Origin of the sequence: Kosakonia oryzendophytica, assembly GCF_027886705.1 — a bacterium.
Classification (GTDB): Bacteria; Pseudomonadota; Gammaproteobacteria; order Enterobacterales; family Enterobacteriaceae; genus Kosakonia; species Kosakonia oryzendophytica.
In genome coordinates this window covers 2913689-2937111 of sequence record NZ_CP115659.1, presented here as the reverse complement: position 1 = coordinate 2937111, position 23423 = coordinate 2913689, and the positions used below count along the sequence as shown (strand labels likewise).

Annotated in this window: 19 protein-coding genes and 1 other RNA gene; 16 read left to right on the top strand and 4 right to left on the bottom strand. The window is 51.9% G+C overall.

Annotated features, from left to right (window positions below; all coding sequences use genetic code 11):
* Nucleotides 1–7: 7 nt before the first annotated feature.
* The 14 genes from O9K67_RS14130 to O9K67_RS14065 all read left to right on the top strand — a co-directional run bounded on the left by O9K67_RS14130 (nucleotide 8) and on the right by O9K67_RS14065 (nucleotide 14125).
* Nucleotides 8–1162 (top strand): DUF3383 family protein, encoded by a 1155-nt coding sequence (locus O9K67_RS14130; protein ID WP_061495192.1) that lies wholly within the window; start codon nucleotides 8–10, stop codon nucleotides 1160–1162.
* A gap of 6 nt (nucleotides 1163–1168) precedes the next feature.
* Nucleotides 1169–1573 (top strand): hypothetical protein, encoded by a 405-nt coding sequence (locus O9K67_RS14125; RefSeq protein WP_061495194.1) that lies wholly within the window; start codon nucleotides 1169–1171, stop codon nucleotides 1571–1573.
* Entirely contained in the window at nucleotides 1573–1959 is a 387-nt protein-coding gene (locus O9K67_RS14120) for a hypothetical protein (RefSeq protein ID WP_061495196.1), read from the top strand. Before O9K67_RS14125 ends, O9K67_RS14120 begins: the two co-directional genes overlap by 1 nt.
* Before the next feature lie 262 nt (nucleotides 1960–2221).
* The gene (locus O9K67_RS14115; RefSeq protein WP_061495198.1) at nucleotides 2222–3919 is read left to right on the top strand and encodes a glycoside hydrolase family 24 protein; all 1698 of its coding nucleotides are present in this window, start codon (nucleotides 2222–2224) and stop codon (nucleotides 3917–3919) included.
* A gap of 2 nt (nucleotides 3920–3921) precedes the next feature.
* Nucleotides 3922–4566: a phage baseplate protein gene (locus O9K67_RS14110; protein WP_061495200.1), complete on the top strand. Its 645-nt coding sequence runs from the start codon at nucleotides 3922–3924 to the stop codon at nucleotides 4564–4566.
* The gene (locus O9K67_RS14105) at nucleotides 4563–4853 is read left to right on the top strand and encodes a phage baseplate plug family protein (RefSeq protein ID WP_061495202.1); all 291 of its coding nucleotides are present in this window, start codon (nucleotides 4563–4565) and stop codon (nucleotides 4851–4853) included. Before O9K67_RS14110 ends, O9K67_RS14105 begins: the two co-directional genes overlap by 4 nt.
* Nucleotides 4846–5736, top strand: coding sequence for a phage protein (locus tag O9K67_RS14100; RefSeq protein ID WP_061495204.1), 891 nt, complete (start codon nucleotides 4846–4848; stop codon nucleotides 5734–5736). Before O9K67_RS14105 ends, O9K67_RS14100 begins: the two co-directional genes overlap by 8 nt.
* Nucleotides 5733–6335 (top strand): Gp138 family membrane-puncturing spike protein, encoded by a 603-nt coding sequence (locus tag O9K67_RS14095; protein WP_082794164.1) that lies wholly within the window; start codon nucleotides 5733–5735, stop codon nucleotides 6333–6335. Before O9K67_RS14100 ends, O9K67_RS14095 begins: the two co-directional genes overlap by 4 nt.
* Before the next feature lie 62 nt (nucleotides 6336–6397).
* A complete protein-coding gene (locus tag O9K67_RS14090; protein WP_061495207.1) occupies nucleotides 6398–6748 on the top strand; it encodes a hypothetical protein in 351 nt (116 codons plus the stop codon).
* Nucleotides 6748–7962 (top strand): baseplate J/gp47 family protein, encoded by a 1215-nt coding sequence (locus O9K67_RS14085; RefSeq protein WP_061495209.1) that lies wholly within the window; start codon nucleotides 6748–6750, stop codon nucleotides 7960–7962. The genes O9K67_RS14090 and O9K67_RS14085 overlap by 1 nt, the downstream gene beginning before the upstream one ends.
* Nucleotides 7949–8851, top strand: a complete 903-nt coding sequence (locus O9K67_RS14080) for a DUF2612 domain-containing protein (protein WP_061495211.1) — start codon at nucleotides 7949–7951, stop codon at nucleotides 8849–8851. The genes O9K67_RS14085 and O9K67_RS14080 overlap by 14 nt, the downstream gene beginning before the upstream one ends.
* Nucleotide 8852: 1 nt before the next feature.
* On the top strand, nucleotides 8853–11318 hold the full coding sequence (locus O9K67_RS14075) for a discoidin domain-containing protein (RefSeq protein WP_061495213.1): 2466 nt from the start codon (nucleotides 8853–8855) through the stop codon (nucleotides 11316–11318).
* Between the two features lie 71 nt (nucleotides 11319–11389).
* The gene (locus O9K67_RS14070; protein WP_061495215.1) at nucleotides 11390–13447 is read left to right on the top strand and encodes a tail fiber protein; all 2058 of its coding nucleotides are present in this window, start codon (nucleotides 11390–11392) and stop codon (nucleotides 13445–13447) included.
* Between the two features lie 3 nt (nucleotides 13448–13450).
* Entirely contained in the window at nucleotides 13451–14125 is a 675-nt protein-coding gene (locus O9K67_RS14065; protein WP_061495217.1) for a hypothetical protein, read from the top strand.
* Nucleotides 14126–14563: 438 nt separating this feature from the next.
* Here the strand turns inward: O9K67_RS14065 and O9K67_RS14060 are convergent, their stop codons facing one another.
* Both O9K67_RS14060 and O9K67_RS14055 read right to left on the bottom strand, forming a co-directional pair.
* On the bottom strand, nucleotides 14564–16102 hold the full coding sequence (locus O9K67_RS14060) for a methyl-accepting chemotaxis protein (protein ID WP_061495219.1): 1539 nt from the start codon (nucleotides 16100–16102) through the stop codon (nucleotides 14564–14566).
* 616 nt (nucleotides 16103–16718) lie between these two features.
* Nucleotides 16719–17810 carry a tyrosine-type recombinase/integrase gene (locus O9K67_RS14055; RefSeq protein ID WP_061495222.1) on the bottom strand — a complete coding sequence of 364 codons (1092 nt, stop codon included), beginning with the start codon at nucleotides 17808–17810 and terminating at the stop codon, nucleotides 16719–16721.
* A gap of 363 nt (nucleotides 17811–18173) precedes the next feature.
* On the opposite strand from O9K67_RS14055, the gene O9K67_RS14050 reads away from it, so the two are divergent.
* Nucleotides 18174–19583, top strand: coding sequence for an MFS transporter (locus O9K67_RS14050; RefSeq protein ID WP_061495223.1), 1410 nt, complete (start codon nucleotides 18174–18176; stop codon nucleotides 19581–19583).
* Nucleotides 19580–21958 (top strand): glycoside hydrolase family 3 N-terminal domain-containing protein, encoded by a 2379-nt coding sequence (locus O9K67_RS14045; RefSeq protein WP_061495225.1) that lies wholly within the window; start codon nucleotides 19580–19582, stop codon nucleotides 21956–21958. Before O9K67_RS14050 ends, O9K67_RS14045 begins: the two co-directional genes overlap by 4 nt.
* A gap of 54 nt (nucleotides 21959–22012) precedes the next feature.
* On the opposite strand, the gene rprA is transcribed toward O9K67_RS14045, so the two are convergent.
* Together rprA and ydiK are read right to left on the bottom strand one after the other, a co-directional pair.
* Nucleotides 22013–22120: antisense sRNA RprA (rprA, locus tag O9K67_RS14040), an RNA gene on the bottom strand.
* A 193-nt stretch (nucleotides 22121–22313) separates the two neighbouring features.
* Nucleotides 22314–23420 (bottom strand): AI-2E family transporter YdiK, encoded by a 1107-nt coding sequence (gene ydiK / locus O9K67_RS14035; protein ID WP_061495228.1) that lies wholly within the window; start codon nucleotides 23418–23420, stop codon nucleotides 22314–22316.
* Between the last annotated feature and the right edge of the window lie 3 nt (nucleotides 23421–23423).

The following is a 23423-nucleotide window of genomic DNA, read 5'->3' as shown; positions in this document are numbered from 1 at the left end:
CCTCCCTATGGCTTATTCAGTCGATAATATTATCCCCATCAACCTGCTGTTGAGTCCGGCTGGCCTGGGGTATGCGGATTTTTCGAGCGCACTCGTTTTTGCTGATGCAGCCGATCTGGTTCAGGGGGCAGCGTTTGCAGCTGATACTTTTCGCGATTACGGCTCTGTAACAGACGTGGCGGCGGATTTTAAAACCGACAGCGACATTTACCGCATTGTCACCCGCTATTTCGCCAATGTGCCTAAACCGCCGACCATTACGGTATGGATGAAAAACGAAACCGACACGCTGCTGGAAATCATCAACAGCGCGAATGATCGCATCTGGCGCTATCACTACTTTTTCAAAAACACAGACGTGACGGCAACCATGTTACCGGATTTGTCCGACTGGTCTGATGCCGCCAGCCATCCGTTATGGTTCACGTTCAGCGATGAAAAGATCATCGACCAGAACACCACGAATGATGTGATTTCCACCCTGAAAGCAAAAGGCAACCGTCATGTGTTCGCCGGGTACAAATCAGAATCCTCAGTAACCGTCGATGCCTCGCAGGCGTACGCGATGGTGCAACTGGCCGCGGCATTCCACAAATTCCGTCCGATTGGGCAGAATACGGCTATTACTGGTGAATATCAGGTATTGCCAGGTGTTAGCGGTGATGATCTCACTACCAGTGCCTACAACGCACTGAAAGCGAAAAATGCGGTGTTTTTTACACAGATCGAACTGGCGGGTGAAACCGACAACAGCCGTGTAATTAACAGCAAATCGATGTCGTCTTACGACGAGTTTATCGATGATGTGGTTAATCTGGATGTGTTGAAAAACCATATTCAGGTGGATGGCTATAACTACATAGCTAATGCTGGTTCAAAACGTGCGCTGACACCGCGTGACTATGCCGGATTGCTGTCTGCTATCACGGCCACCTGCAAACGTTTTTATGATAACGGTGTGCTGGGTACGGGGTCATACGTCGATCCAGACGATGGTCAGACAAAAACAGCGCAGTTTGGTTTTGTGCTGCGGTCCTCCCCTGAAGATGTCCTCAGCCTGACATCCAGCCTGCGCAAACAGCGCGTTTATCCGCCCACTTCCCTGATGGTCATTCTGTCGCGCGCCGGGCACGTGGCTGAAATCAATATCACCGTGGAGTAATACATTATGACAATGAAACGGTATGGCGCTGACGGAGCCAATTTAACCGTATTCGGTATTCCGATTGACGATTTCGGTGATACAGATCCACCGATCACGATTGAGGATCTGGAGCCACGTGCCACCCTGAAACGTGGTATCGGTAAAACGTCGGTACGTCTGGACAGCCAGACTCGCCCGAAACGCCTCACCATTAACCTGATACCAGGTTGTGATCAGGTGCGCCAGATTCTGGCAGTGGCAAAAACGGGCGTGGATGCCACCTTTTCGTTTTTTCAGACAGGCACGGCAGAAACCGTCATGGGGTTTGATGGCGTACTGGTGAACCGTGGCTCTATGGGGCGGGGTGGTAAAACCAGTGTCAGTGACGAGCAGTTTATTTTTGAATTTGCAGACAGTGAGGAAACCTGATGGGTCGCAGAATTGAAATTGAAATCGACGGCGTGACGTACAGTGGCGTGACCGCATCGGCAAAAGACCAGGTGGAAATGTTGCAGATTTCCGCGCAGGCTGGCCTGCTGCCTTTATTGGGGGAGGGAGTGACCCGGATGGGTTTTACCGTCGCCATGGCTTCGCTGGACGGTGTGAAAACCGCGCGGTTGAAAGAGCTGTGTATCGTGAAAGGAAAAATTGTTCGCGATTCTGATGGTGTGCCGGTGGCTGAAAACCTCTTTCAGGATGTCGCGCATAACTTCCTGCTGCTACTTGGCCGCGCGCTGAAGGAGAATGTCGGCCCTTTCTGGCAGCTCAGCGAACAGAGCGAAAACGGCGCAGGGGCAACGCCGACCATTCAGTAACTATCAAAAACTGGTTTCTGTGGCGTCCATGTGTGGGAGCGGGTGATGCCTGCCCGCCCCTGGCGAAATGGTCGGATATGCTCGACGGAACGTATGCGATAGACGATGTGCAGGCCATGCACGATGTGATTGATGATCTGATTGAGCAGTTTGAGAGAGCAAGAGAAAAATAAAATAAGCTGGTGATTCGCGCTGGCAAGGTAGTTCTGATAAACCCAAAGGCTCGCTCCGGCGGGTTTTTTTTATGCCCGGAGAAAAGTAAATGGCGGAAAGTTCAGAAACCATTGATTCCTTACTGGTGTCCCTTGGCCTTGAAACCGATGCAAAATCATTCGAGAAAGGCGCCACCGCTATAAAAAGCGTCACTGATGGAATGCTTCAGCTTGCCGCCATTGCTGGTGTAGGGATGGGTTTAAAATCCCTCACCAGTGGTGTTGCTACTTCAGCACTGGAAATGCAGCGCCTCAGCAATAATACCGGTTTTACGATCCGCCAGATTCAGGGGCTGGAGATGGCTATGCGACGGCTTAACCTTTCTCCTGATGCTGCGCACGATATCGCTAAAGCGATCCCCGATTTACAGCGCAAAGCCCGGTACGGGGAACTGAATGATAAGGCGTACTGGAACGGCGCGTTTAACCCTGGCGAATTCGCGAATATGGCTCCGGATCAGGGGTTACAGTATCTGTCAGATGCTTATCAGAAGATGAATCGCGATCAACGCGCATTCTTGCAAGAAGGTGTAGGGCTGGGGCGTGACTCACCGATTACGCGTCTGCTGGAAATGGGGCCGAAATTCCTCAGTGAGTCGCAAGCAAAATCAGATGCAAACCCGTATAAAATTGATGCTCAGTTATTAAAAAACTCTCAAATATTTAACGACGAAATGGCGGATTTAAGCCGCAATTTTGAGGTGCTCGCTTACTCAATGGGCAGTAAATTGTTGCCGATCGTTAATTCAGTTCTTGATGTCATCAATAGTTTTATTAAAGAAAACCCCGGTGTTTCACAGGCCCTTATTACTGCGGGTGGTGTTGCGGGTGCCGCTGGTGCTTTGAAAATCGGTGGCCGCCTGCTTGGTTTTGGTGGTGGCTCATCTTCCGGCTCAGGGGCCGGGTGGTTATCCAGATTTCTTCTCAATCCATTTACGGTTGGCGCTGCTGCTGCGCTCACCCCCGGAAACGCTTTTGTAGATGAGAAAGATGCCCGATCCATGAGTAACCCCGCACTTAATCGGGGACGTTCTGATGGAGGTGGTGTTACTCCTTATGAGGCATTTCTGAAACAAAAAAAAGGCGGTGATCTTCATGCCGCACTCGATAACCCAAACGCCCGTACCTATCTGGATGCCATTTCGTACGCTGAAGGCACCGCAGTTCTTCCCGGAGGCGGTTATAACACGATGTTTGGAGGTGAACAGTTCGGCGATCTGTCTGACCATCCCAGGGTATTGAAACCATTTCGGCAGACAGACGGAACAATGAATCAGACATCGGCTGCCGGGCGTTATCAGTTCACGCAAACATCATGGGATGAAGCTGCTCAGGCGCTTGGTCTTACCGACTTTTCACCACGTAGCCAGGATATGGCGGCTCTGTGGCTTATTCAGCGTGCGGGGCAACTGGATAATGTCCTCAGTGGTGATTTTATGACGGCAACAAACCATCTCGGTGGTGTCTGGGCGTCGCTGCCGTCATCGCCCTATGCACAGCCCAAACGCAGCCTCGAGGAAATGGAAAACTACTACATGCCGGATTATGTCCAGCGCCGCAGCCAGGCACCCTATAACCCGTCGGTCAGTCGTTCTGAGTCGTCACAGCCGACGCAGGTTACCCAGCGAAACGAGTTCAATATTTCCGGTCTTGGGCTGGATGAAAAACAGGTGAGACACGTAGCAGAAGAAGTGGTTGTTGAGGCTGCGAACACGCTGGAGCGTTCATTCAATAAAAACAGAGGGTGACCATGTCAATCGTCGGAGTGTTCACTAAGTCCCGCCCGGAAATAGGCGGGATTTTTTTTGACGCAATACTGGAGGAAGGCAGCGAATTGCGGACTGATGTTAGTGAGTATCCGCTGGAAAATGGCCAGACGGCAAATGACAACGCCGTAACGCGTCCGATGACAGTCACGATGACGGTAGCGATCTCCGACAACCCGATTAAGGCATTGATGGCACAGGCGGGTGATTTGTCCAGCCTTGCCGGAATTGGTACCGGTGTAGCTACTGGGGCCGTCGGCTCGCTACTCGGTAGCGGAGCAGCAGCAATAGCCGGCATCGCCGCCTCCGCAGGGCTGGCTTTTGCTGCTTCCGGACGCCAACGTTCAGAAGAGGCATTGGTTAATCTTCGACGCTTACAGCGTTACAACAGCATATTAACGATTGTCGGTGTCAGTTCATCCTACGATGACATGATCATCACCAACACCCGCGTGCAGAAAAGCAAGGAAAACGAGGGCGGGCAGGAAATCGTCGTCGAAATGCGCGCGCTGTTGATAAAAAACCGTAACGACAGCCCGGCGACGATAAACAGCAGGCTACCCGCAGGTGACACAGCGGCCACGCAAGGGCAGGCGAACGTGCATTTGGGCGAGGTGACACCGCAATGAAAACCATCCCCCTGACGGCGAGTCTGGCTGATTTTTCTTTTACCTCAACGCTCAACGATACGTTGCTTCAGTTCAATATCCGCTGGCTGACGCGGTACGGTTATTTCGTTGTGGATATCCGGAATGCCAACAATGAGCCGATCGCACTGGGGCGGGGTCTGCACGTCGGAGTGAACCTGCTGGCTGGACTGAACAGCAATATCGGCAAGATCGTACTGGAGGGCGAAACGCCAACGTTCGCCAATCTGGGCGTAACAAATAATCTGAACTGGTATCCCAATGACTAAATTATTCGGACGAACATTCCATCTGGAAATTACGTCAGCGGAAGGAAAGAAGTTGATTTGCGACCCGCCCACGCAGATCAGGTTTCTCATCACCAACATGCCACAGGATAGTGTGGCGACAGCCATGATTATGATTTATGGCGTCTCCAGCGAATACCGGCAGCTTATACAGCGCTGGGATAAAAAACGCCTCCGTTATGGAACTGTGCGCCTGTCTGCCGGGTACGATGAATCTTCAGGTGAAATTTATACCGGGCAAATAAACAGCGTCGAAGTAGGGCGGGACGGCGTCAGCGTTTATTTACGGCTCAACTGCTGGTCAGTGATGTGGACTGAAGCGTCCACAGGTAAAACCTGGGGGGAGAAAGCTCGCGCAATAGAGATCCTTCAGGATGTGGCGCGTTCATTCGGGAAGCCGGTGCAGACGATAGGTGATTTTTCCGATTTGCCGGTTTTCAACCACGGTTACACTATGGCCTACACCTCCAGCCGCGCGTTCCTCGACAGAATGAAATCGGCGTGGCGCTATGACTGGTTATTGTCTGAAAACCGGACGGTGATCATCCGCGATGGAGCAACGCGTCCGACGACGTATGAAATCAATGTTGATAACGGCATGGAGGGTGCGCCGCGCTGGTATCAAAAAGAACTGGAGGTGGATGTTCGGATGAATCACATCATCCAGCCCGGTGACCTGATCAAAATCCGTTCTGATTTCTGGACCATCAACTACAGCGGCATGTACAACACTGGTCTGAATGACATGGCGAATATTCAGCGCCGCACGGGATCGTTTCGCGTACTGTCCACCACGCATCAGGGGGCTCTCTTGGGTGATGACTGGCGAACGACATTACGATGCCTATGGAGCACCGCCCAGTGAAAAATACCAATCCATTATTCAGCGCTGTCCAGTCTGCCGGGATGAGTATTATCAGCGACCTTATGATCGGTATGCCCGGTCATGTCATTGCCTTTAATGCTGACACGCAACGTGCGCAGGTTGAGTGTGGCATTCAGCGTCAGATGCCCGATGGAACGCTCGAAACCCTGCCGCTGCTGGTTAACGTACCAGTCCGATTCTCAGGATCACCTGAGTGGGCTGTTTTCCATGAACTGCCCGCTGGCACAGAAGGATATATCCATTTCAGCCAGCGGTCGGTTGATGCGTGGCTGGATATGGGCGGACCTGTACAACCTGTCGGGCCGGAGATGTTCAGTGCCAGTGACGCGTTTTTCTCTCCTGGCTACCGCTCAGCAAAAACGGCCATTCCCGGATTGCCGTCCAGCGGGATAGGCATGAGCAATCGCGACGGTTCGGTGCGCTTCCATCTGACCGACGGCGGCATTGCGCTGACGTGCGCCGGGCAAACGCTGGAACTCACCGCGAGTGGGCTGACGCACAACGGTATCAACATCGGAAGCGACCACATTCATAGTGGTGTTGAGAAAGGCGGAAGTAACACCAATGGCCCACAGTGAACCCATCTCATTACAACTTCACGCCCTGGCATTTGCCGGGGTTTTTTTATGGAGTCTGATCCGTGATCCGAAATTTTGTGGATGGCGATATTGTCACACATGGCGACCATTTCGCGACCGGGAAAGAGTCAACGCGGCAGGGCATTATCCGGCGGCTGCGCCTGTTCCTCGGTGAGTATTTTCTTGATTCAACAGAGGGGACCCCGTGGTTTCAGAACATCCTCGGCAAAACCCAGGCAGATATCGCTGCCGCCAGTATCAAACAACGTATCCTGACCGCGCCAGGTGTCGTTGGTATCTCCAGGTTTGAATTCGATATCGATCAGAAGAGCAGAAAAATAACCGTTTTCGCATCACTGGTGGACGTCAATAACGAGCAATTCGAATTGTTCTTCAAAGAGGAGATCATCTGATGGCGGAGATCACCAAAGATGGCGCGGTGGGTCAGACGCTGAATGCGTATCTCACCGTAATGCGTCAGCGCTATCTGGATATTGATGATGGCTGGAATATTAACCCGGAATCACCTGACGGGCTGATTATTGCGGCATGGTGCGAAACACTGGCAAACCTTGATGAAGCTGTTATTAACGCTTATCACTCTGCGGACCCGAATTCAGCGGTTGGTCAGCAACTCGATCGCATTGCGGCATTCGCGGGTATTACGCGACAGGACGCCACGTTCTCCACGGCTACGGTGGTGTTCACTGGTACGCCGCTTGTGGAGATCCCTGCCAGCACGCTGGTACGTAACCGTATAACGGGGACGCTGTGGGCTACCGATACGACGGTCGTGACCAGTAACGCTGGCATTGCGACGGTAAGTGTGACGTGTACCACTGCCGGTGCGGAGGGGGCCAATAGCGACAATCTGTCGATCATTGCCACGCCGGTTGGCAGTATCACATCTGTCACCAATCCTGATTCCGCATCGCTGGGCGCAGACGAGGAAACGAATGACGCGTTTCGGATCCGGCGCAATGAGTCAGTGGCGCTACCCGGTAATAACCAGATTGACAACATTTACGCCGCGCTGGTCAATCTTGATGGCGTAAAAAAGGTGCGAATTTATGAAAACGTCGATGATGCACCGGATGAAAACGGCGTACTGGGCCATTCGATGGCGATTTTCATTGATGGTGGCGCCGTGGATGAGATTGTGTCCACGCTGGCGGTAAGGAAAAGCCCTGGTTGCGGGCTGAATCGTTATAACACGGGGATTCCGAATCAGATTAGCATCGATACAACAACGCCTGGCGGAAACCCCTTCAATGCGACGTTCTTCAGGCCGGAATATATATCCGCTCATATCCGTGTGGAAATCGTGTCTGATTCGTTGTCCGGTGCTAATGATGATGAAATCAAACAAGCGATCATCGATTACTCGCTGCAGGGCTTTCCTGAAACGAACGGATTCGCAAAACAGGGGTTTCGTATCGGCGAAACCATCGGTGCGGGCCGCCTGTACACGCCAGTAAATAAAATTGTTGGCAGTGATGATTACGTTGCAGCGATCACCGTCGGGAGCAGCGCTGGCGACGTAACTCACAGCATTATTCCGATCGCCTTTAACCAGTTAGCCGTGTTCTCGATGGACGCGATTGAGGTGTCTTATGCAACACCGTAATAAGGCGCTGACGCGGGCTTACTGGCAGTACAAAAACGCGCCGAAACTGATTGCGCTGCTGCTGGCGCTGCCGGATATCGCGCAGGCCAGTATTGAGGATCAACTGGCAAAAATACAGGTCATGCTGGATATCGACAGCGCTGAAGGTGAGCAACTCGATATTTGTGGCCGCATTGCGGGATATACCAAAAGGCCGGTCGGGACATTTTACCCGGTATGCGTACCTTCAGCGGTGAGTGATGACCTTTTCCGCCGGATGATCAAAGCAAAAATATTTAAAAACAACAGTATCGCGACGATTGATGACATCAAGCGCGCTTCTGATTACATCCTGAATACGGCGGCGCGAATACTGGACGGCCAGGACATGACCATGCGTCCGGTATTTTTCGAATATCTGGATGTCGGTTCTCAAAAACTCGTCGCCGATTACGATCTGATACCCCGCCCGCAGGGCGTCGGGATGAAACCGGCCCGTACCCTGACTTACAGGCCTTTCGGCTTCGGCCAGCACTACAACAATTTCCGCGCGCCGTTCTGGCATGGTGATGGCGTTAAATTTTATGCCAATCTGCAACTGGTGCTTACCTGGTCCGGCGATGTGGTATCCGGCACGCTGACGGCAAATCCGGGTGTCAGCGTTTCAGATATCGATGTGACGCTGATTTATACCGCATCCGGTGCCAGCACAAATCAGAGCGCGATCACTGATACAGAAGGGCGGTTTACCGTCACGCCGCCGGTCGCTGAACCGTTCAGTGTCATCGCCCGCGCCCAGGTCTGGACGCCACTCTGCGAATGGGAGGACGTTGAGAGTGCAGAGGTAACAACGAACATTTTTCACAATGGGTCCGTGACACATAACGGCCTGCACACTCACAGAGGTTAACATGCCGAATATCACCGAACTGAATGAATTCACCGCCGATATACCGCTGCTGGAGCTGGATACGCCCGCGCGCGGATACGATGGCGTGGATATCGGCCCGGACAACGAGCAGGCGCAACGGCTGGCGAACCGCACAAAGTGGCTGAAACAGCGCGTTGATAACCTGCTGACGGCGCAGGTGCGTTCCGTCAACGGTAAATCCGGTACCGTCACTCTGACCGTGACCGATGTCGGCGCGGACCCGGCGGGAACGGCGGACAGCCTGCTGACGGCACACGTTAACGATGCTGATCCGCACCTGCAGTATTTCAGTGAGGCGCGCGGTGATGTGCGCTATGTTCAGGTGTCGCTCGCGAACACCGGCAACGGCTGGCTGCAACTGGACGCATCCGGAAAAATCCCGGCCTCATTACTGTCCACCATCGCATCGCGTTATGTCGTTGTTGCTGACCAGGCCGCACGTATGGCGCTGGGGGCTTCGGCAAACCTCACTATCTGCGCACAGGCTGACATCGACACGTTGTTTTACCTCAATGGCGGTGCTGATCCGACGGTGGCGGCAAACTGGGTTAAGGGGCAGTCAGCAACGGTTTCCGGCGTGTCGTCTGTATTCGGGCGTACCGGGGCCGTGACGGCACTGGTGGGGGATTACAGCGCAGACCAGATTAACGAGACGGCCAACCGTAAATTTGTCACCCTGGCAGAGAAATCGACGTGGGGTGCAAAACAGGATGCTCTGGTGTCAGGGAACAACATCCGCTCGCTGTTTGGTCTGTCGCTGCTCGGCTCCGGTAATCTTACGCCGACCCCCGCGCAGATGGGGGCTGCCGCAACGCAGCACACGCACGTTGTCGACGACATTGCTGATTTTACGCCGCAGGTTCAGGCGCTTATCGTTAACTCACTGGAGGCCGGTCCCGGTGTCACGCTTGGACAAAATCCGGTCAGCGGGAAAATCATTGTCGGTGCCTCTGGTGGTGGTTCCGGAGGTGGAGGTAGCGGTTATATCGTTGTTGATCGCGCCGGCGCCACGGCAGGCCAGGTGCATTCCTTCAGCTTTGCCACGCAGTCCGGCTTTAATTTATGCGCGTATGCCCTCAGGTCTGAACAGGGTAAGCAAAATCAGGCTTACACTCAGGACGATTTCCCCGCGGGAGGGGAGACCAGTTTTAACACCACGGCGGATATCGTCTTTAACGCAAGAATGGGGCTGACCACACAGTTAAATTACGTCACTGCCAAGGATGGGGGGCTGTTCAGTGCGGAGGTGCTTAAAAAAGGAAAATCCTTCGTGTTGTCCACTAATGCGGACAACAGCATCGTTCCCAAAATGACAGCCAATAATGCACCCGCTGGATATGTTGCCAGTGCGAGCAGTGTATATAGTTCGGGATCTTTTGCTTATTCTGTGTTTGACGGCGTACCGTCCACCTCATGGGTCGCATTAACCGGACCGACACAATGGATCAGGATCCAGTTACCCGAAGCCAAAAAAGTAAATCGTTTCAGGATCACAAACCGGCCTGCTTCAGATACCTTTCAGAATAACCCCAGAACATTTGCTCTGTATGGAAGTAATGACGGCACAAACTTTACTTTACTGGCCAGTGGGACAAGTACCAGTAACGTTGGTGGTGCGCAGACGACAGTCAGCATTCCGACCCCTGCGGCCTGGCTTTACTACCAGTTAAATATTACGGCTGTATTTCAGGCGGGGGCTGTGACTCTGGGTGAATTCGAATTGCTGGGCGATCCCTCCACCCGGTTTCTGTTAAACAGCAGTGACGGAAAATATTACACCGTGGTCAGCGGTGTGTTGTCAGAGATTGCAGGTGCGATTGACAGCACGGTCATCACAAACCAGGGCGTGGCCAGCGCCACCCTGACGGAGGCTATGCAGGCACAACTGGGCGACGTCTGGAAACTGATTACCAGCGAAAGTGTGGAGATTAACGGGGTGTTAACCCCCGACGACCAGATTGCGTTGCCACTGGAACTGACGGGCGCGTCAGCATGGAGCATGATCAACAGCGCGAGCATTACAGCCAACCTGTCCGGCGCTGGCGCAGCAAGGGTGGCAGTGACCAGGGATTTAACCGACTACGTTGTTTTTGACGGAACGGCATGGATCAGCATCGGGGGATTGACTGCCGATACGGCGGGGGCCGAAAAATTAATCACTCAGGGAATGACAGTGGCTGCGGCTTCAGCCCTCAACGCCGCCCAGTGGAGCCTGCTCTGGCCTGCGGGTGTTCCTGATCGGCTGGCTTTCGCTTATGCGCTGCATATTGCTGACGTGGCAACCGATAAAGCGGAAATCACCGACAACGTGCTCAGCGTGAACGAAGTCTCCGCCTGGAAGTTACAGACGCCCGCGGAAGTGGAAATCCGCTGGTATGCGGACAGCGTCAGTTTCAAAACCCTCACTGCCGGTGATTACAAACTCGCGTATCAAATCCCGGGTTAAACCCCGAAAACAACCCTTCAAGACATCTTCAGGCTGCATATCGCGGCCTGATTTATTTTCTGGAGCACTCAATGGATCAGAAATTTTTCCGCGTGCCGTTCGCGTCGGGCGGTGACCGACAGACCATCCCGGATGTTGCGCCTGGTAGCGGTGCGGTAAGTTATCCCTCTGGCTGGGGGCCGGACTACGCAAAAGACCCGGGTGCGGATGCCAATGCAAAACCTGTCGAGCGCGAGGCCATGAATGCAGTGCTGAACGCTATTACAGGTGCGATTCGTCAGTACCAGACGAACGGCTATCCCGAGTGGATTACTGCCGCAAACAATAACGGGGTCGCTTTTGGTTACGATGCGGGCGTGGTGGTGGATTATAACAACAATCTGTATCTGTCGCTCGTCAGCAACAACACCGCAACGCCGGGAGCTGACCCGACGAAATGGCAACTGTACATTCAGCGAGAGGCAACAGAACAGGAAGCCCTGGCTGGTGACGGCAGTTCGCAGGTAATGACGCCGCGTCGGGTAAAACAACTGGCCGACTATCTGGATGACCAGTTGCATCAAACCATTACTACAGCAATGGCCCCATACATTCTGCCGGTCGGGGCGATTATCCTGTGGGGTGGTATAACGCCGCCCGATGGCTGGCTGGAGCTGAATGGCCAGACGTTCAACACCGGAGATAATCCGAAACTTTCTGCACTGTACCCATCCGGACGCTTACCAGACTGGCGCGGGCGATTTGTGCGTGCCTGGGCGAATGGTTCCTCTGTTGACCCCGACAGTGCTCGCGCCCTGGGAAGTATGCAGGACGATGCCCTTGTTGATCATGCGCATTACGCCGGTATAGAGAGTTACTACAGATATGACATTCCCTCGCAGCCAACACGAAACTCGCCTGGCGGAGAGTCTATCCGGCAATACAGTGCAAGGACGGGAGCAATTTCACCGGCCCCGGCGGTTAACGTGGCATCTGAAGTTCGCCCGAAAAACGTTGCTGCGATGTATATCATCAAGACGGATAAGGCCGAATCTGAAGCTGGTGCTGAAACACCGTCGGCTATTGTCATCAGTCCGGCTACAGTGACAATGAATTCGGGAACCACTCGGCAGTTTACCGGCACGGTTTTGCCATCGGTGCTGGCTGCGGATTATCCGGTGTCATGGTCCGTTTCCGATCCATCACTGGGCAGCATCAGCAGCAGCGGGCTTTACACCGCGACTGCGGGCAAATCTGGTATCCAGACCCTCATTGCCAGTATCTCCACCGGCCTGACGGCAACAGCCGCAGTCACACAACAGATTTACCTGATCTCGATCGACATCGGTGCAGTACCGACAGGCCTGTTGGCCGGTAACAGCTATACCTTGACCATCAACTACTCTCCGGCGAATTACACAGAGACGGTTAACTCCGCGTCCACGGATGCGTCTGTGGCGACATTATCCGCTGATGGTTCGCTGACGGTCAGCGGTGCAGGCACGGCCACACTGTCACTGACCGGGGCCAGTTCAGGTGTCACCGACTCGATCACGATCACAGCAACGGAAGAGGTTATCCAGGAAACCCGTCTGCTGATTGCCAACAACCTGTCCGAAATTGCGGCCAGCGGCGGGGAGGCGCAGGAGGATGCGCGCAAAAATCTGGGACTGGGGGCGCTGGCAACAAAAGATGCCCTGGCGGCGGCAGACACTGGTGCTGTTCCCCAGGACGCGCAGTCACTCGGCCCGGTGGATTTGAACACCGTGGTTTCTCCGGGGCGCAAGTTCCAGTCGCTGACAGGCAATGCCACTACGGTACGGCATTATCCAGTCCTGCTGGCTGGCATGCTGGACGTTATCCGCACCACAGAGACTGGTATCCGGCAGATTTACTACCCGTACAACACCGCGGATGTTTATCACCGTTACTGCGAGGATGTGATGGCGGCCACGCCGGTGTTTAGTGGCTGGTCATTAAATGGCTCGGGGGATTACCTTGAGGTGGGAAATAACCTCTCGGACGTGACCAGTGCAGCAACGGCACGGCAAAATATCGGGGTGAGTTACACCATATCGACCGATGCTGCACCCGCTGACGCGAGCGGATATGCCGCCGGCCATATCTGGTACCAGGTTGAGGTGAGCTGATTCATGCCTATTTCCCGCAAAACTGCAGGGGGGCATTTCGCCCCTGTTACCGACTTGAATATTAATGAGGGCGGCGAGTTTAAATCCGTGGTTGCAGCCTGGGTGAACGACGGGGGGATGTTTAAGAAAGTATTCCCTGATATCGCTTATGCGGATCCGACGGCTGATTATGACATCGCTGGTGCTACCATTCCGACGCTGACCCTTTCACGAACCTCAGAAAGCGCAGCGCAGAACGCCTGGAAAATAAACAGGCTGTTTATTCCCCTGAAAGAAAGCCTCACTTCCGATAATACGGATGTGAACTGGTCGAGTCTGGATATCGTCACCATCGATACGCAGGACGAATTGCCGTATAGCGTCTGGACTACGGGCAGTGCTGATGAGATGTGGACTAAGGCTGAGTTTAAAAATGGTGTTTTGACAAACACCCGCATGAATGGGGTGACCGCTGCGGTTAACCCGTTCAATCACTGCCCGCCGCCGCGCGACTGGATAAACCAGTTATCATCTGGTAGCGGCGGCACAGATATGTACATCAAATACGGGTGGTATGACTATTCAGCCTTTTACGGCAGGCAGATCGGCATCCGTTGGCGCTGGCACAGCAAGCAGAACGGCAAGTATTACGAATATATTTTCACGAACGCTAATATGGTCCTTAACGCACAGATCTAATTTTGGGGGGCCTGCATGGAGGTAGCCACTCTCCCAATAACAGTATATAGGAGTTAACGGGTGAGATTTTGGTTTGTAGTTTGTTCATGTCATGCACATTTTCACCAAATAGCATGCGATCGCGATTTTGAAAATCAGTTTTCTGCTAAAGCTCGTCGCTATTACCCTTAGATCGTAGAAAAGACTGTCTGTTGTTGCGGGAGCTCCTCACTATCATTTGCATTAGTTCAAGATTTGATCTGGCATTGTCATAGCTCAGAGCTAAACCTGATCTGAAATGTAGTTGAGTACCAAAGGGGGAAATTGCTTAACCATTTTAAAATTTATGATTCAAAACCGTCTGAAGGCGCAACTTCAGACGGTAATCTTTTATAAAATGGATAACGTAATCTCATGTGTGAGTAGTAATGTACCCATTCAGCACACCAGATTATTGTTTTACAATTGAAATGCACTAATTTCACTGGAAAGTTTACTGGCCTGCTGACTCAGTGAGTTTGCGGCTGCGGCCATTTCCTCTACCATGGCTGCGTTTTGCTGTAAATTTCCTTCCATCTGACTTACAGCAATATTGACCTGTTCAATCCCGTAACTCTGCTCAGTGGAGGAATGGTTCACCTGGTTAATCAGCTGTGTCGTGTTATCTACAATTCCCAGAGCTTCATTCATTTTGATTGTAACATTTCCTGCGTAATCAACGCCTTTACTCACATTTTTAATAGCTTCATCAATCAGATTCCTGATATCGCGTGCGGCCACAGACGAACGCTGAGACAGCGAGCGTACTTCCCCTGCAACAACAGCAAATCCTTTACCCTGCTCTCCGGCTCGAGCTGCTTCGACAGCAGCATTCAGGGCAAGGATATTTGTCTGAAACGCTATCCCGTCTATTATCGACGTAATTTCTGAAATTTTATTGGAAGACGCGGAAATATCATCAATTGAGGCTTTTAGTAAACTTAAATCGTTATTGCTTTCATTTACTATAGACTGTACGTGTTGAATATAATTGTTTGCTTCTTTTGCATTATCCATGTTGTGTTTAACCGTTACGGATAATTCATTCATACTTGCCGCAGTTTGTTCGAGCGATGAAGCCTGGGCTTCTGTTCGTGATGAAAGGTCATCATTACTGGTTGCGATCTCATTGGATGCTGAGTCAACTTCTTTCGTTGCTTCTTTTACACTGGTTAACACGGCATTAATTTTTGTAATAAGGCCGTTGAAACTTTTTGCCGTGGCACCCAGTTCGTCATTCTTTTCAAAGTTAACACGCAAAGTCAAATCCAGTGTTTCCCCAATATTCTTCATACTGTCCTGCAGTGTGTGCAGACCCTTCTTCAGATAATTGAGTACGGCATATGTAAAAAAACCAACGATAATTACTGCCACAGAGATAGTGATAATAAAGATCCACAATGTTTTAATGTATTGAGTATGACTTATCTGAGAATAATTATTTGCAATTTTATAATTATAATCTAGCATTTGTTTAATACATTCGCTTAACGTTACTGATGCCAGAGCAGTAGGGCCCTTATCTGAAACCATCTGCCTTGCTGCTTCAACCCCCTCGACCTGATATGCTTTAGCCAGGTCGTTAACTTTTAAGTGATAACTATCGAATGCTTGAAGCGTTTTCCTGATTAGATTAGCGTCATTTTCATCAGATATCATTGTATTTTCATAGGTAGTAAGAAGGTTATGCGCTTTTTCCAGTTCGCCCATTGCTACCTTCATGTGCATATCAAAAACATCCCGCTGGTTTACCAGCAAAGACATCAGTATTTGTCGTCTCGCTTCCTCACGGTGCTGAAGCACTTCGCTGAGTATGTTTATGCTCCCTAAACTGTTCGAAGTAACATACTCAAATCTGCTCTGCCCTTCCTTCAGTGCATACAGGCTTAACCCCCCAAGCATAATAATTACTGCTAGAGTGAAAATAAAAAGCAGTACAAGTTTTTTAAGGATTGTCATAGGTAAAAACCTCGTCAAAATACTTGAAATTTACTTGCAAGATCTATCGACAAGTTTATAGGAAACTTTATTGCAAATAATAAATATAAATAGGAGTTTGTGATCGGTGCTTGATTACAAGCGTCACCAAAACGATTTATTGCGATCAAAACAGAAAGTACTAAATATGATATATCATACAAAAATAGAAAAATCGTCACTCTTTATAATATTGTAACATGAGTGTGAAATAATATGGTGTATTATCATGAAGGGAGTTGGACGATTTTGCGTAATATATCTGAAAAAATTAACGCGATGGTTATTTAGTGAAATATTAAGGAAATACTCTGTTCGCAGATATTCAACTAGTTAATCCATCTTTTTCTGATTATGCAATGCATGGCAACCGAGATATTTTTGCAAGCTTTCTCTAAATATGAGGGTTTACGTTTAATTGCGATGCGTCGGCCCGGTGACCTAGCAGCTCAAAGCAGGCTCTCAGATTTGTTCGTGTTCTGTCGAGGTAAACTGTCAGCTCAAGTCTGAGCTAATACATATCATTTCATTACCTTCATCCCAGGCACCGAGGCGCTTCGTTGTTTCCTGCGTTAATTCACTGATGTTCAATATGGGTTTAATCCTGCGATTGCCTTTCTTTTTTCAGTTGCTCCAGTCTCACATGCAGCGATTTAGGGAATAGTTCGGTATAAACTTGCCAGAGGACATTCAGTGATTTGTGTCCGGTGACCTGAGCTACTTCTTCGATGGTAAAACCTGATTCGAATAGCCTGCTGGCACCCTCTCGGCGTAAATCGTGATAGCGTAAATCTTCTATGCCCAGATTATCTCGTACCTGGCGGTATGTTTGTGTAACACTTCTGCTGTTAAAGGGGAATACTCTCTCTGAGATTTTGGGTTGCCTCTGCAATATCTTCCAGGATTCTCCAAGTAATGGTACCAGCATATGGTTTCCGGCTTTCTTTCTCGGATCCTTTCTGTCTCTGACCAAAACAGCCTTTTGCTCCATATCGACATCTTCCCATTGAATTCTGCAAACCTCCCCAATACGCATGCAGGTGAGTATGGAAAATAAAAAAATGTCAGAGAAAGGGACTTTTTTATAGGAGGTCATTTCTCTGTTTCTTAAGCCAGCAATAATCTGTTCCGATTCCTCGCGCGTGGGGCGCCGGCTTCTCTTCTGTGTTGGCCCTATGACTTTCATTTGCGTAAGGTTTAACCGGGCCAGGCTATATGCCTGCAGGTCTGCATCAATATTAAAAATCGGTTTAGCCGCTTTAAGGACAGAACCAATATAAGCCAGATCCTGTGCTACCGTTGCAGCACCTGCACCACTGGCACGGCGCTGTTCGCAGTGCTCTATGAGGGCTGCTGGTGACAAATCAGAAACAGGCGTGCTCGCTATATGGGATCTGGATATCAGTTTTAGTACGTCCGCTTTTGAACGGCCGTACTTTATATTCGGGTGGCTTGTGTATTTTTGAATAAGCTCTCCCAGAGTTAACTCTGATGACCGGTCATCGGAAGGGAGCCCGTTGCTTTCAATATGCGTGACCCTACTCATTCCCCAGGCTTTTGCGAGAGACAATTTTCCAAATGTTCTGTTTTCACGATAAATATATTTCCCCGCTTTTTTCACCCCAACGGTGCACCGGTAGCGCAGGGTGCCGTCTGACTTGATTCTTTTCTCTACCGTGTAAAAAGCCATATGTCGTTCCTTACTGGTGTCCTGTGGGGTGCTGTGTGGGGGACTGGGACGCCAAAATTAGCCTGGTTTGAGAAAAAATGCACTAAAAAATACTGGTTAAATAATCAGTTAAATTTATAATTTGATGATTATTAACGGTTTTATTTCGTGTGTTGGTATGCGGATACCGACATAACGTCGGGGATTTTTTTATTTCAAACGCGAAGTCGTCTTCGATCACAATAACTAAAAATCGTAAAAAGCCTGGCAATTATTGCAATTGTGAGCCGGTTTTCTTCTTCCAATACTTTAGCCGGTAGTGAGCGGCGCGATGCGAATTTCGCGCCAGGTTGAAAAATTTTTAACCTCACAAGGCTGATAAAAATGACAATTCCCTCTGTCCTTCGTACTACAGACAAAATAGGTTACGGCCTGGGTGATATGGCAAGCGCCCTTGTCTGGCAAACCGCAACACTGTTTCTTGCGTATTTCTATACCGATGTCTTTGGTTTACCCGCCGCGATCATGGGCACCATGTTTTTGGTGGTGCGCGTGATCGATGCTTTTGTCGATCCCTGTATTGGCGCGCTGGTGGATCGCACGCAAACCCGGCATGGCCGCTTCCGTCCGTGGCTGCTGTGGTTCGCCATTCCGTTTGGTGTGAGCTGCCTCATTACTTTCTATGTACCGGACGTCGGCGCGACGGCAAAAATCATTTATGCCTGCGTCACCTATGCGATCCTGAGCTTTATCTACTCCGCGATTAATGTTCCGTACTGCGCAATGCCCGGCGCGCTGACAATGGATCCTCATGAACGTCATTCGTTGCAGTCCTGGCGATTTGGCCTGTCTTTTATTGGCGGGTTGGTTGTCACGGTGATTGCCTTACCGCTGGTGTCGCATCTTGGCGGTGGTAATGATCAAAAGGGCTATTTTTACGCCATGAGCATGATGGGCCTGCTCGGGATTGTGTTGTTCTTCGGCTGTTTTTTCATGACCCGCGAGCGGTTTACGCCGCGCAACGACACTAGCGGTTCGCTATTGAGTGATCTGAAACTGCTGGCGGCGAACAGTCAGTGGCGCATTGTGTTTCTGTTCAATATTTTATTGTTAACCGCCGTGGTGACGCGTGGTTCGGCCACCATGTATTACGTCAAGTATGTATTACAGCGACCGGAGATGGTCTTCACCTTTATTGTTTCCGGTATGCTTGCCGCTCTCGCCGGTGCACTGTTGTCTGCCCGTTTGCTGGGTAAATTCGACCGTGTCCGCGCCTATCAATGGACGATTATTACCTTCGTGGTTTTTGCCGCACTGATCTTTATTATCCCGCCTTCTCAGGTATGGCTGATCTTTGGCCTGAACATTGTGTTCAGTTTTATTCAAAACCTGACGACGCCACTGCAGTGGACCATGTTTTCCGATGTGGTGGATTATGAAGAGCATCGCAGCGGGCGACGTCTGGATGGGTTGGTGTTCTCTACTGCGTTGTTCGCGATCAAATTTGGCCTCGCTCTCGGTGGCGCGGTGGTGGGATGGGTACTGGGTGCCGTGGATTATGCGCCCAATCAGGCGCTGCAAAGCCCTACGGTGCTCACCACCATCAATGCGCTCTTCACCCTCATTCCTTGCCTGCTGTTTATTTGTATGGTGCTGCTGCTGACCCGTTACAAACTCAACAGCCAGCTTGCTGACACTATTGCTCAGCAATTGATGCGTAAACGCGATATCAGCAAAAGCGCGACGGAGCCGCAGGCCTCACCGGATTTCAGTAACACAGGAGTCAGCCGATGACCGCACTGTATAAAGATGCAAACCGACCTGTTTCAGAACGTGTGACAGATTTACTGGCGCGTATGACGCCAGAGGAAAAATTCGCACAAATGCACGCCTTATGGCTGGTGCTCGATGAACATGGTGAGCACCGTGAACGTACCGATCTCAGTGATGAGTTCGCAGGCGTAAGTGCTCAGGCGGCGCTGGCGCAGCGACTAAAGCTGGGGGTCGGGCAGATTACGCGCCCGCTGGGCACACACATTGTGGATGCAAAACGCGGCGTGCGTGCGGCCAACCGCCTGCAAAAAACGTTGGTGGAGGAGACGAGGCTGGGTATTCCCGCTCTGTTCCATGAAGAGTGTCTGGTGGGATTGTTATGCAAAGACGCTACGCTGTTCCCGTCGTCGCTGAATTACGGTTCGACCTGGGATCCCCAATTGATCAAACGCGCTGCCTGGCACATTGGGCAGGAGGCGCGCTCCACAGGCTGTAAACAGGGGTTGGCCCCGGTGCTGGATGTGTCCAGGGATGTGCGCTGGGGGCGCACCGAAGAGACATTCGGTGAGGATCCCTGGCTGGTTGGAGTAATGGCCTGCGCCTACGTTGAAGGGTTACAGGGTGAGAAGGGCGATATGCTGGCCACGCTTAAACACTATGTGGGCCACTCTTTCAGCGAAGGCGCGCGCAACCATGCGCCGGTGCATCTGGGCTTTTGCGAACTGAACGACACATTTCTGCTGCCTTTCGAGATGGCGGTAAAAATGGCGAAAGCCGGTTCGCTGATGCCTGCCTATCACGATATCGATAATCAGCCGGGTCACAGTGATCATTTCTTGCTGACCACATTGCTGCGGGAGCAGTGGGGATTTGACGGCATCATTGTCGCCGATTATGGCGGCGTCAGTCTGTTGCATCAGCATCATGGGATCTCTCACGATGCAGCCGAATCAGCGGCATTATCTTTCAATGCGGGTCTGGATGTGGAACTGCCGAAAGATGATTGCGCACGCCATCTGGCACAGGCGGTTGAACGTGGACTGATATCAATGGCGAAAGTGGATGAGATCGTCGCTCGTGTGTTGACAGTGAAGTTCCGCCTCGGTCTGTTTGAACATCCGTATACCGATGAACAAGGCATCCGCTTGCAATCCGATGATACACGTCAGGTGGCGCGGGATGTGGCGACACGCTCGCTCACGCTACTGGAAAACAATGGCATTCTACCGCTCAGCGGTACGCCACGCGTAGCGGTGGTTGGCCCCACGGCAGACGATCCGCTGGCGTTACTCAGCGGCTATAGCTTCCCGGTTCATTTGATCATCAGCGATATGCTGGAAGAGACCACGCAGGTGACAACGCCGCTGGCGGCACTGCGCAAGCAATTGGGAGAAGAGAACGTTCGCTATGCTAAAGGTTGCCACATTATCGAAAAACGCATGGCGGGTGCGCCGGTATTTCCGGGTGATGCCTCAGGTAAGCCGATGCAACAATCACCGGTGTCGATGGACCAAAGACTGATTCCGGAAGCGGTGCGCGTGGCGCAGGAGAGCGATGTGGTTATCGCCTGCGTGGGCGATCTGGCCGGGTTGTTCCAGAGCGGAACAGTGGGGGAAGGTTCCGACACTGACAGCCTGACGTTGCCTGGCGTACAGCAACAACTGCTGGAGGCGCTGGTGGCAACAGGTAAACCGGTGGTGGTCGTGATGACCGGCGGTCGTCCGTACAACCTGCAAGGGCTGGAGACGCGCGTAGCGGCATGGATGATGGCCTGGGCGCCGGGACAGGAAGGCGGCCACGCCATTGCTGATGTGCTGACCGGGCGTGCCGAGCCACAGGGGCGTCTGGTGGTGAGTGTGCCGAAAAGCGCAGGCGCAATGCCGTATTACTACAACCACAAGCTAAAAAGCGGGGGAACGCCCTATGCATTCCATTTTGGTTCCCGTTATCCGTTTGGGTATGGACAAAGCTGGACGCAGTTTGAATATGGTCAGCCTGTCTTACTCACCCCGGAAGTCCCGATTGAAGGCGATATCCGCTTGCAGGTGAGGGTGAAAAACGTGGGCGAGCGCAGCGGCAACGAGGTGGTTCAGATCTATGTGCGCGATAACGTCGCCTCGATGGTTCGGCCCGTGAAGGAGCTGAAAGCCTTTCAGCGGGTTGCGTTATCACCCGGAGAATCGGCGACGCTGACCTTTACTTTGCCGGTGGATATGCTGAATTTCACCCGTCGTGATGGGAAACGCATTGTAGAGGCGGGTGAGTTTGAACTGCAGGTTGGCGCATCTTCAGCAGACATTCGCGGTCGGGTAACCGTCAGCGTGACGGGGGAAACCCGGGTGTTGCCGCTACAGTGGAAAATGCTAAGTCACTGCGAAGTGAACGACAGCCAATAACCCGCGTGAATTGTTCGGGCTGTCACTGCACGGTGGCGGCCCGGCAAACTGAGGATAAAAAAAAGCCCATCGTGGGAGATGGGCAAAGACTACACACAGCAATTCGTTGTTTCACTCAGGGGATTTCCATGCTTATAAATCAAGATGTTGATCTATAACCTTGAGCCTAATAGTAGGCATGCGGGATTTTTGAGTCGATCAGATTCGTCTCATTAGTTAAACGTACGTAAAGAATATATGCGCAGAATGGCGCATTTTACGGGGTCTGAAGGGGTGTGCTCAGAAATAAGGCAGATAAATGATAAGTGCTGCTTAATAATCATTTAAGGCGGGCTTGCACCCGCCTTGTTTGCATTCAGGATTTGCTGTCTAAATTTTGTACATCATTCAGCGTGTTGTCCGTTGCCTCCGGCTGTGGAACCTCGTTAACCCAGGCAGAAAAGAGACGCCAGGAAACGGCCAATAAGACAGGACCAATGAACAAACCAATCATGCCAAACGCGACCAGGCCGCCAATCACCCCGGAGAGGATAAGGATCAGCGGCAGATCGGCGCCCATACGGATTAACACCGGACGGATAACGTTATCCAGCATTGCCACCACGCAGCTCCACACCAGCAGTACGGTGCCCCAGGTGGAATCACCGCTCCAGTAGAGCCAGATAATCGCCGGGATTAGCACCAGCAGCGGCCCAAGTTGCACCAGACAGGTCATCAACATCACCACGGTAAGCAGTGTGGCGTACGGCACGCCGGAGATGGCCAGGCCAATCCCGCCCAGCACGGCCTGCACCAGTGCGGTAACCACCACACCAAGCGCTACGGCGCGGATCGCTTGCCCGGCCAGCACTACTGCGGCATCGCCGCGTTTGGACGCCAGCCGCACGGCGAAGTGACGGATCCCCTGCGCCACCTGTTCGCCACGCCAGTAGAGCAGGGCGCTGAATAGCAGCATCAGCGCGCAGTGCAGCATAAAGCGACCAATATGCGCAGCCTGGCCGACAAACCATGTGGTTGTGGCGCCAACATAAGGGCGCAGTTTCGCCATAATGCCGCTGCCGCCCATATCCAGCAGGTTGTGCCAGCCGGCGTAAAGCTTGTCGCCAACGAGCGGAATGCTGTGCAGCCAGGCCAGTTCCGGCGGTGCCATCGCGCCGCTTGTCACCGCGTGGATCACCGGACCGCTGGAGTCAACCAGGCTGTTAACCAGCAGTGCTACAGGGATAATAAACAGCAGGATAAGCAGCAGCATCATCACCAGCACCGCCAACGAGCGGCGACCAAACAGCAGACGTTGCAGGCGCAACAGCAGCGGCCAGGTGGCAATCACTACCGTGCCCGCCCAGGCGAACCCAAGAATGAAGGGCTGTACGACCCACAGACAGGCGATAATCATGATGGCTAAAAACAGTACCGACAGCATGATTTGCGGTACATCCCTGGACTGACGTAAATCAACCATATG

Excerpts from the sequence above, each read along its gene's own strand:
- O9K67_RS14130 (WP_061495192.1), top strand. The coding sequence starts at position 8 with ATGGCTTATTCAGTCGATAATATTATCCCCATCAACCTGCTGTTGAGT.
- O9K67_RS14125 (WP_061495194.1), top strand. The coding sequence starts at position 1,169 with ATGACAATGAAACGGTATGGCGCTGACGGAGCCAATTTAACCGTATTC.
- O9K67_RS14120 (WP_061495196.1), top strand. The coding sequence starts at position 1,573 with ATGGGTCGCAGAATTGAAATTGAAATCGACGGCGTGACGTACAGTGGC.
- O9K67_RS14115 (WP_061495198.1), top strand. The coding sequence starts at position 2,222 with ATGGCGGAAAGTTCAGAAACCATTGATTCCTTACTGGTGTCCCTTGGC.
- O9K67_RS14110 (WP_061495200.1), top strand. The coding sequence starts at position 3,922 with ATGTCAATCGTCGGAGTGTTCACTAAGTCCCGCCCGGAAATAGGCGGG.
- O9K67_RS14105 (WP_061495202.1), top strand. The coding sequence starts at position 4,563 with ATGAAAACCATCCCCCTGACGGCGAGTCTGGCTGATTTTTCTTTTACC.
- O9K67_RS14100 (WP_061495204.1), top strand. The coding sequence starts at position 4,846 with ATGACTAAATTATTCGGACGAACATTCCATCTGGAAATTACGTCAGCG.
- O9K67_RS14085 (WP_061495209.1), top strand. The coding sequence starts at position 6,748 with ATGGCGGAGATCACCAAAGATGGCGCGGTGGGTCAGACGCTGAATGCG.
- O9K67_RS14080 (WP_061495211.1), top strand. The coding sequence starts at position 7,949 with ATGCAACACCGTAATAAGGCGCTGACGCGGGCTTACTGGCAGTACAAA.
- O9K67_RS14075 (WP_061495213.1), top strand. The coding sequence starts at position 8,853 with ATGCCGAATATCACCGAACTGAATGAATTCACCGCCGATATACCGCTG.
- O9K67_RS14070 (WP_061495215.1), top strand. The coding sequence starts at position 11,390 with ATGGATCAGAAATTTTTCCGCGTGCCGTTCGCGTCGGGCGGTGACCGA.
- O9K67_RS14065 (WP_061495217.1), top strand. The coding sequence starts at position 13,451 with ATGCCTATTTCCCGCAAAACTGCAGGGGGGCATTTCGCCCCTGTTACC.
- O9K67_RS14060 (WP_061495219.1), bottom strand. The coding sequence starts at position 16,102 with ATGACAATCCTTAAAAAACTTGTACTGCTTTTTATTTTCACTCTAGCA.
- O9K67_RS14055 (WP_061495222.1), bottom strand. The coding sequence starts at position 17,810 with ATGGCTTTTTACACGGTAGAGAAAAGAATCAAGTCAGACGGCACCCTG.
- O9K67_RS14050 (WP_061495223.1), top strand. The coding sequence starts at position 18,174 with ATGACAATTCCCTCTGTCCTTCGTACTACAGACAAAATAGGTTACGGC.
- O9K67_RS14045 (WP_061495225.1), top strand. The coding sequence starts at position 19,580 with ATGACCGCACTGTATAAAGATGCAAACCGACCTGTTTCAGAACGTGTG.
- ydiK (WP_061495228.1), bottom strand. The coding sequence starts at position 23,420 with ATGGTTGATTTACGTCAGTCCAGGGATGTACCGCAAATCATGCTGTCG.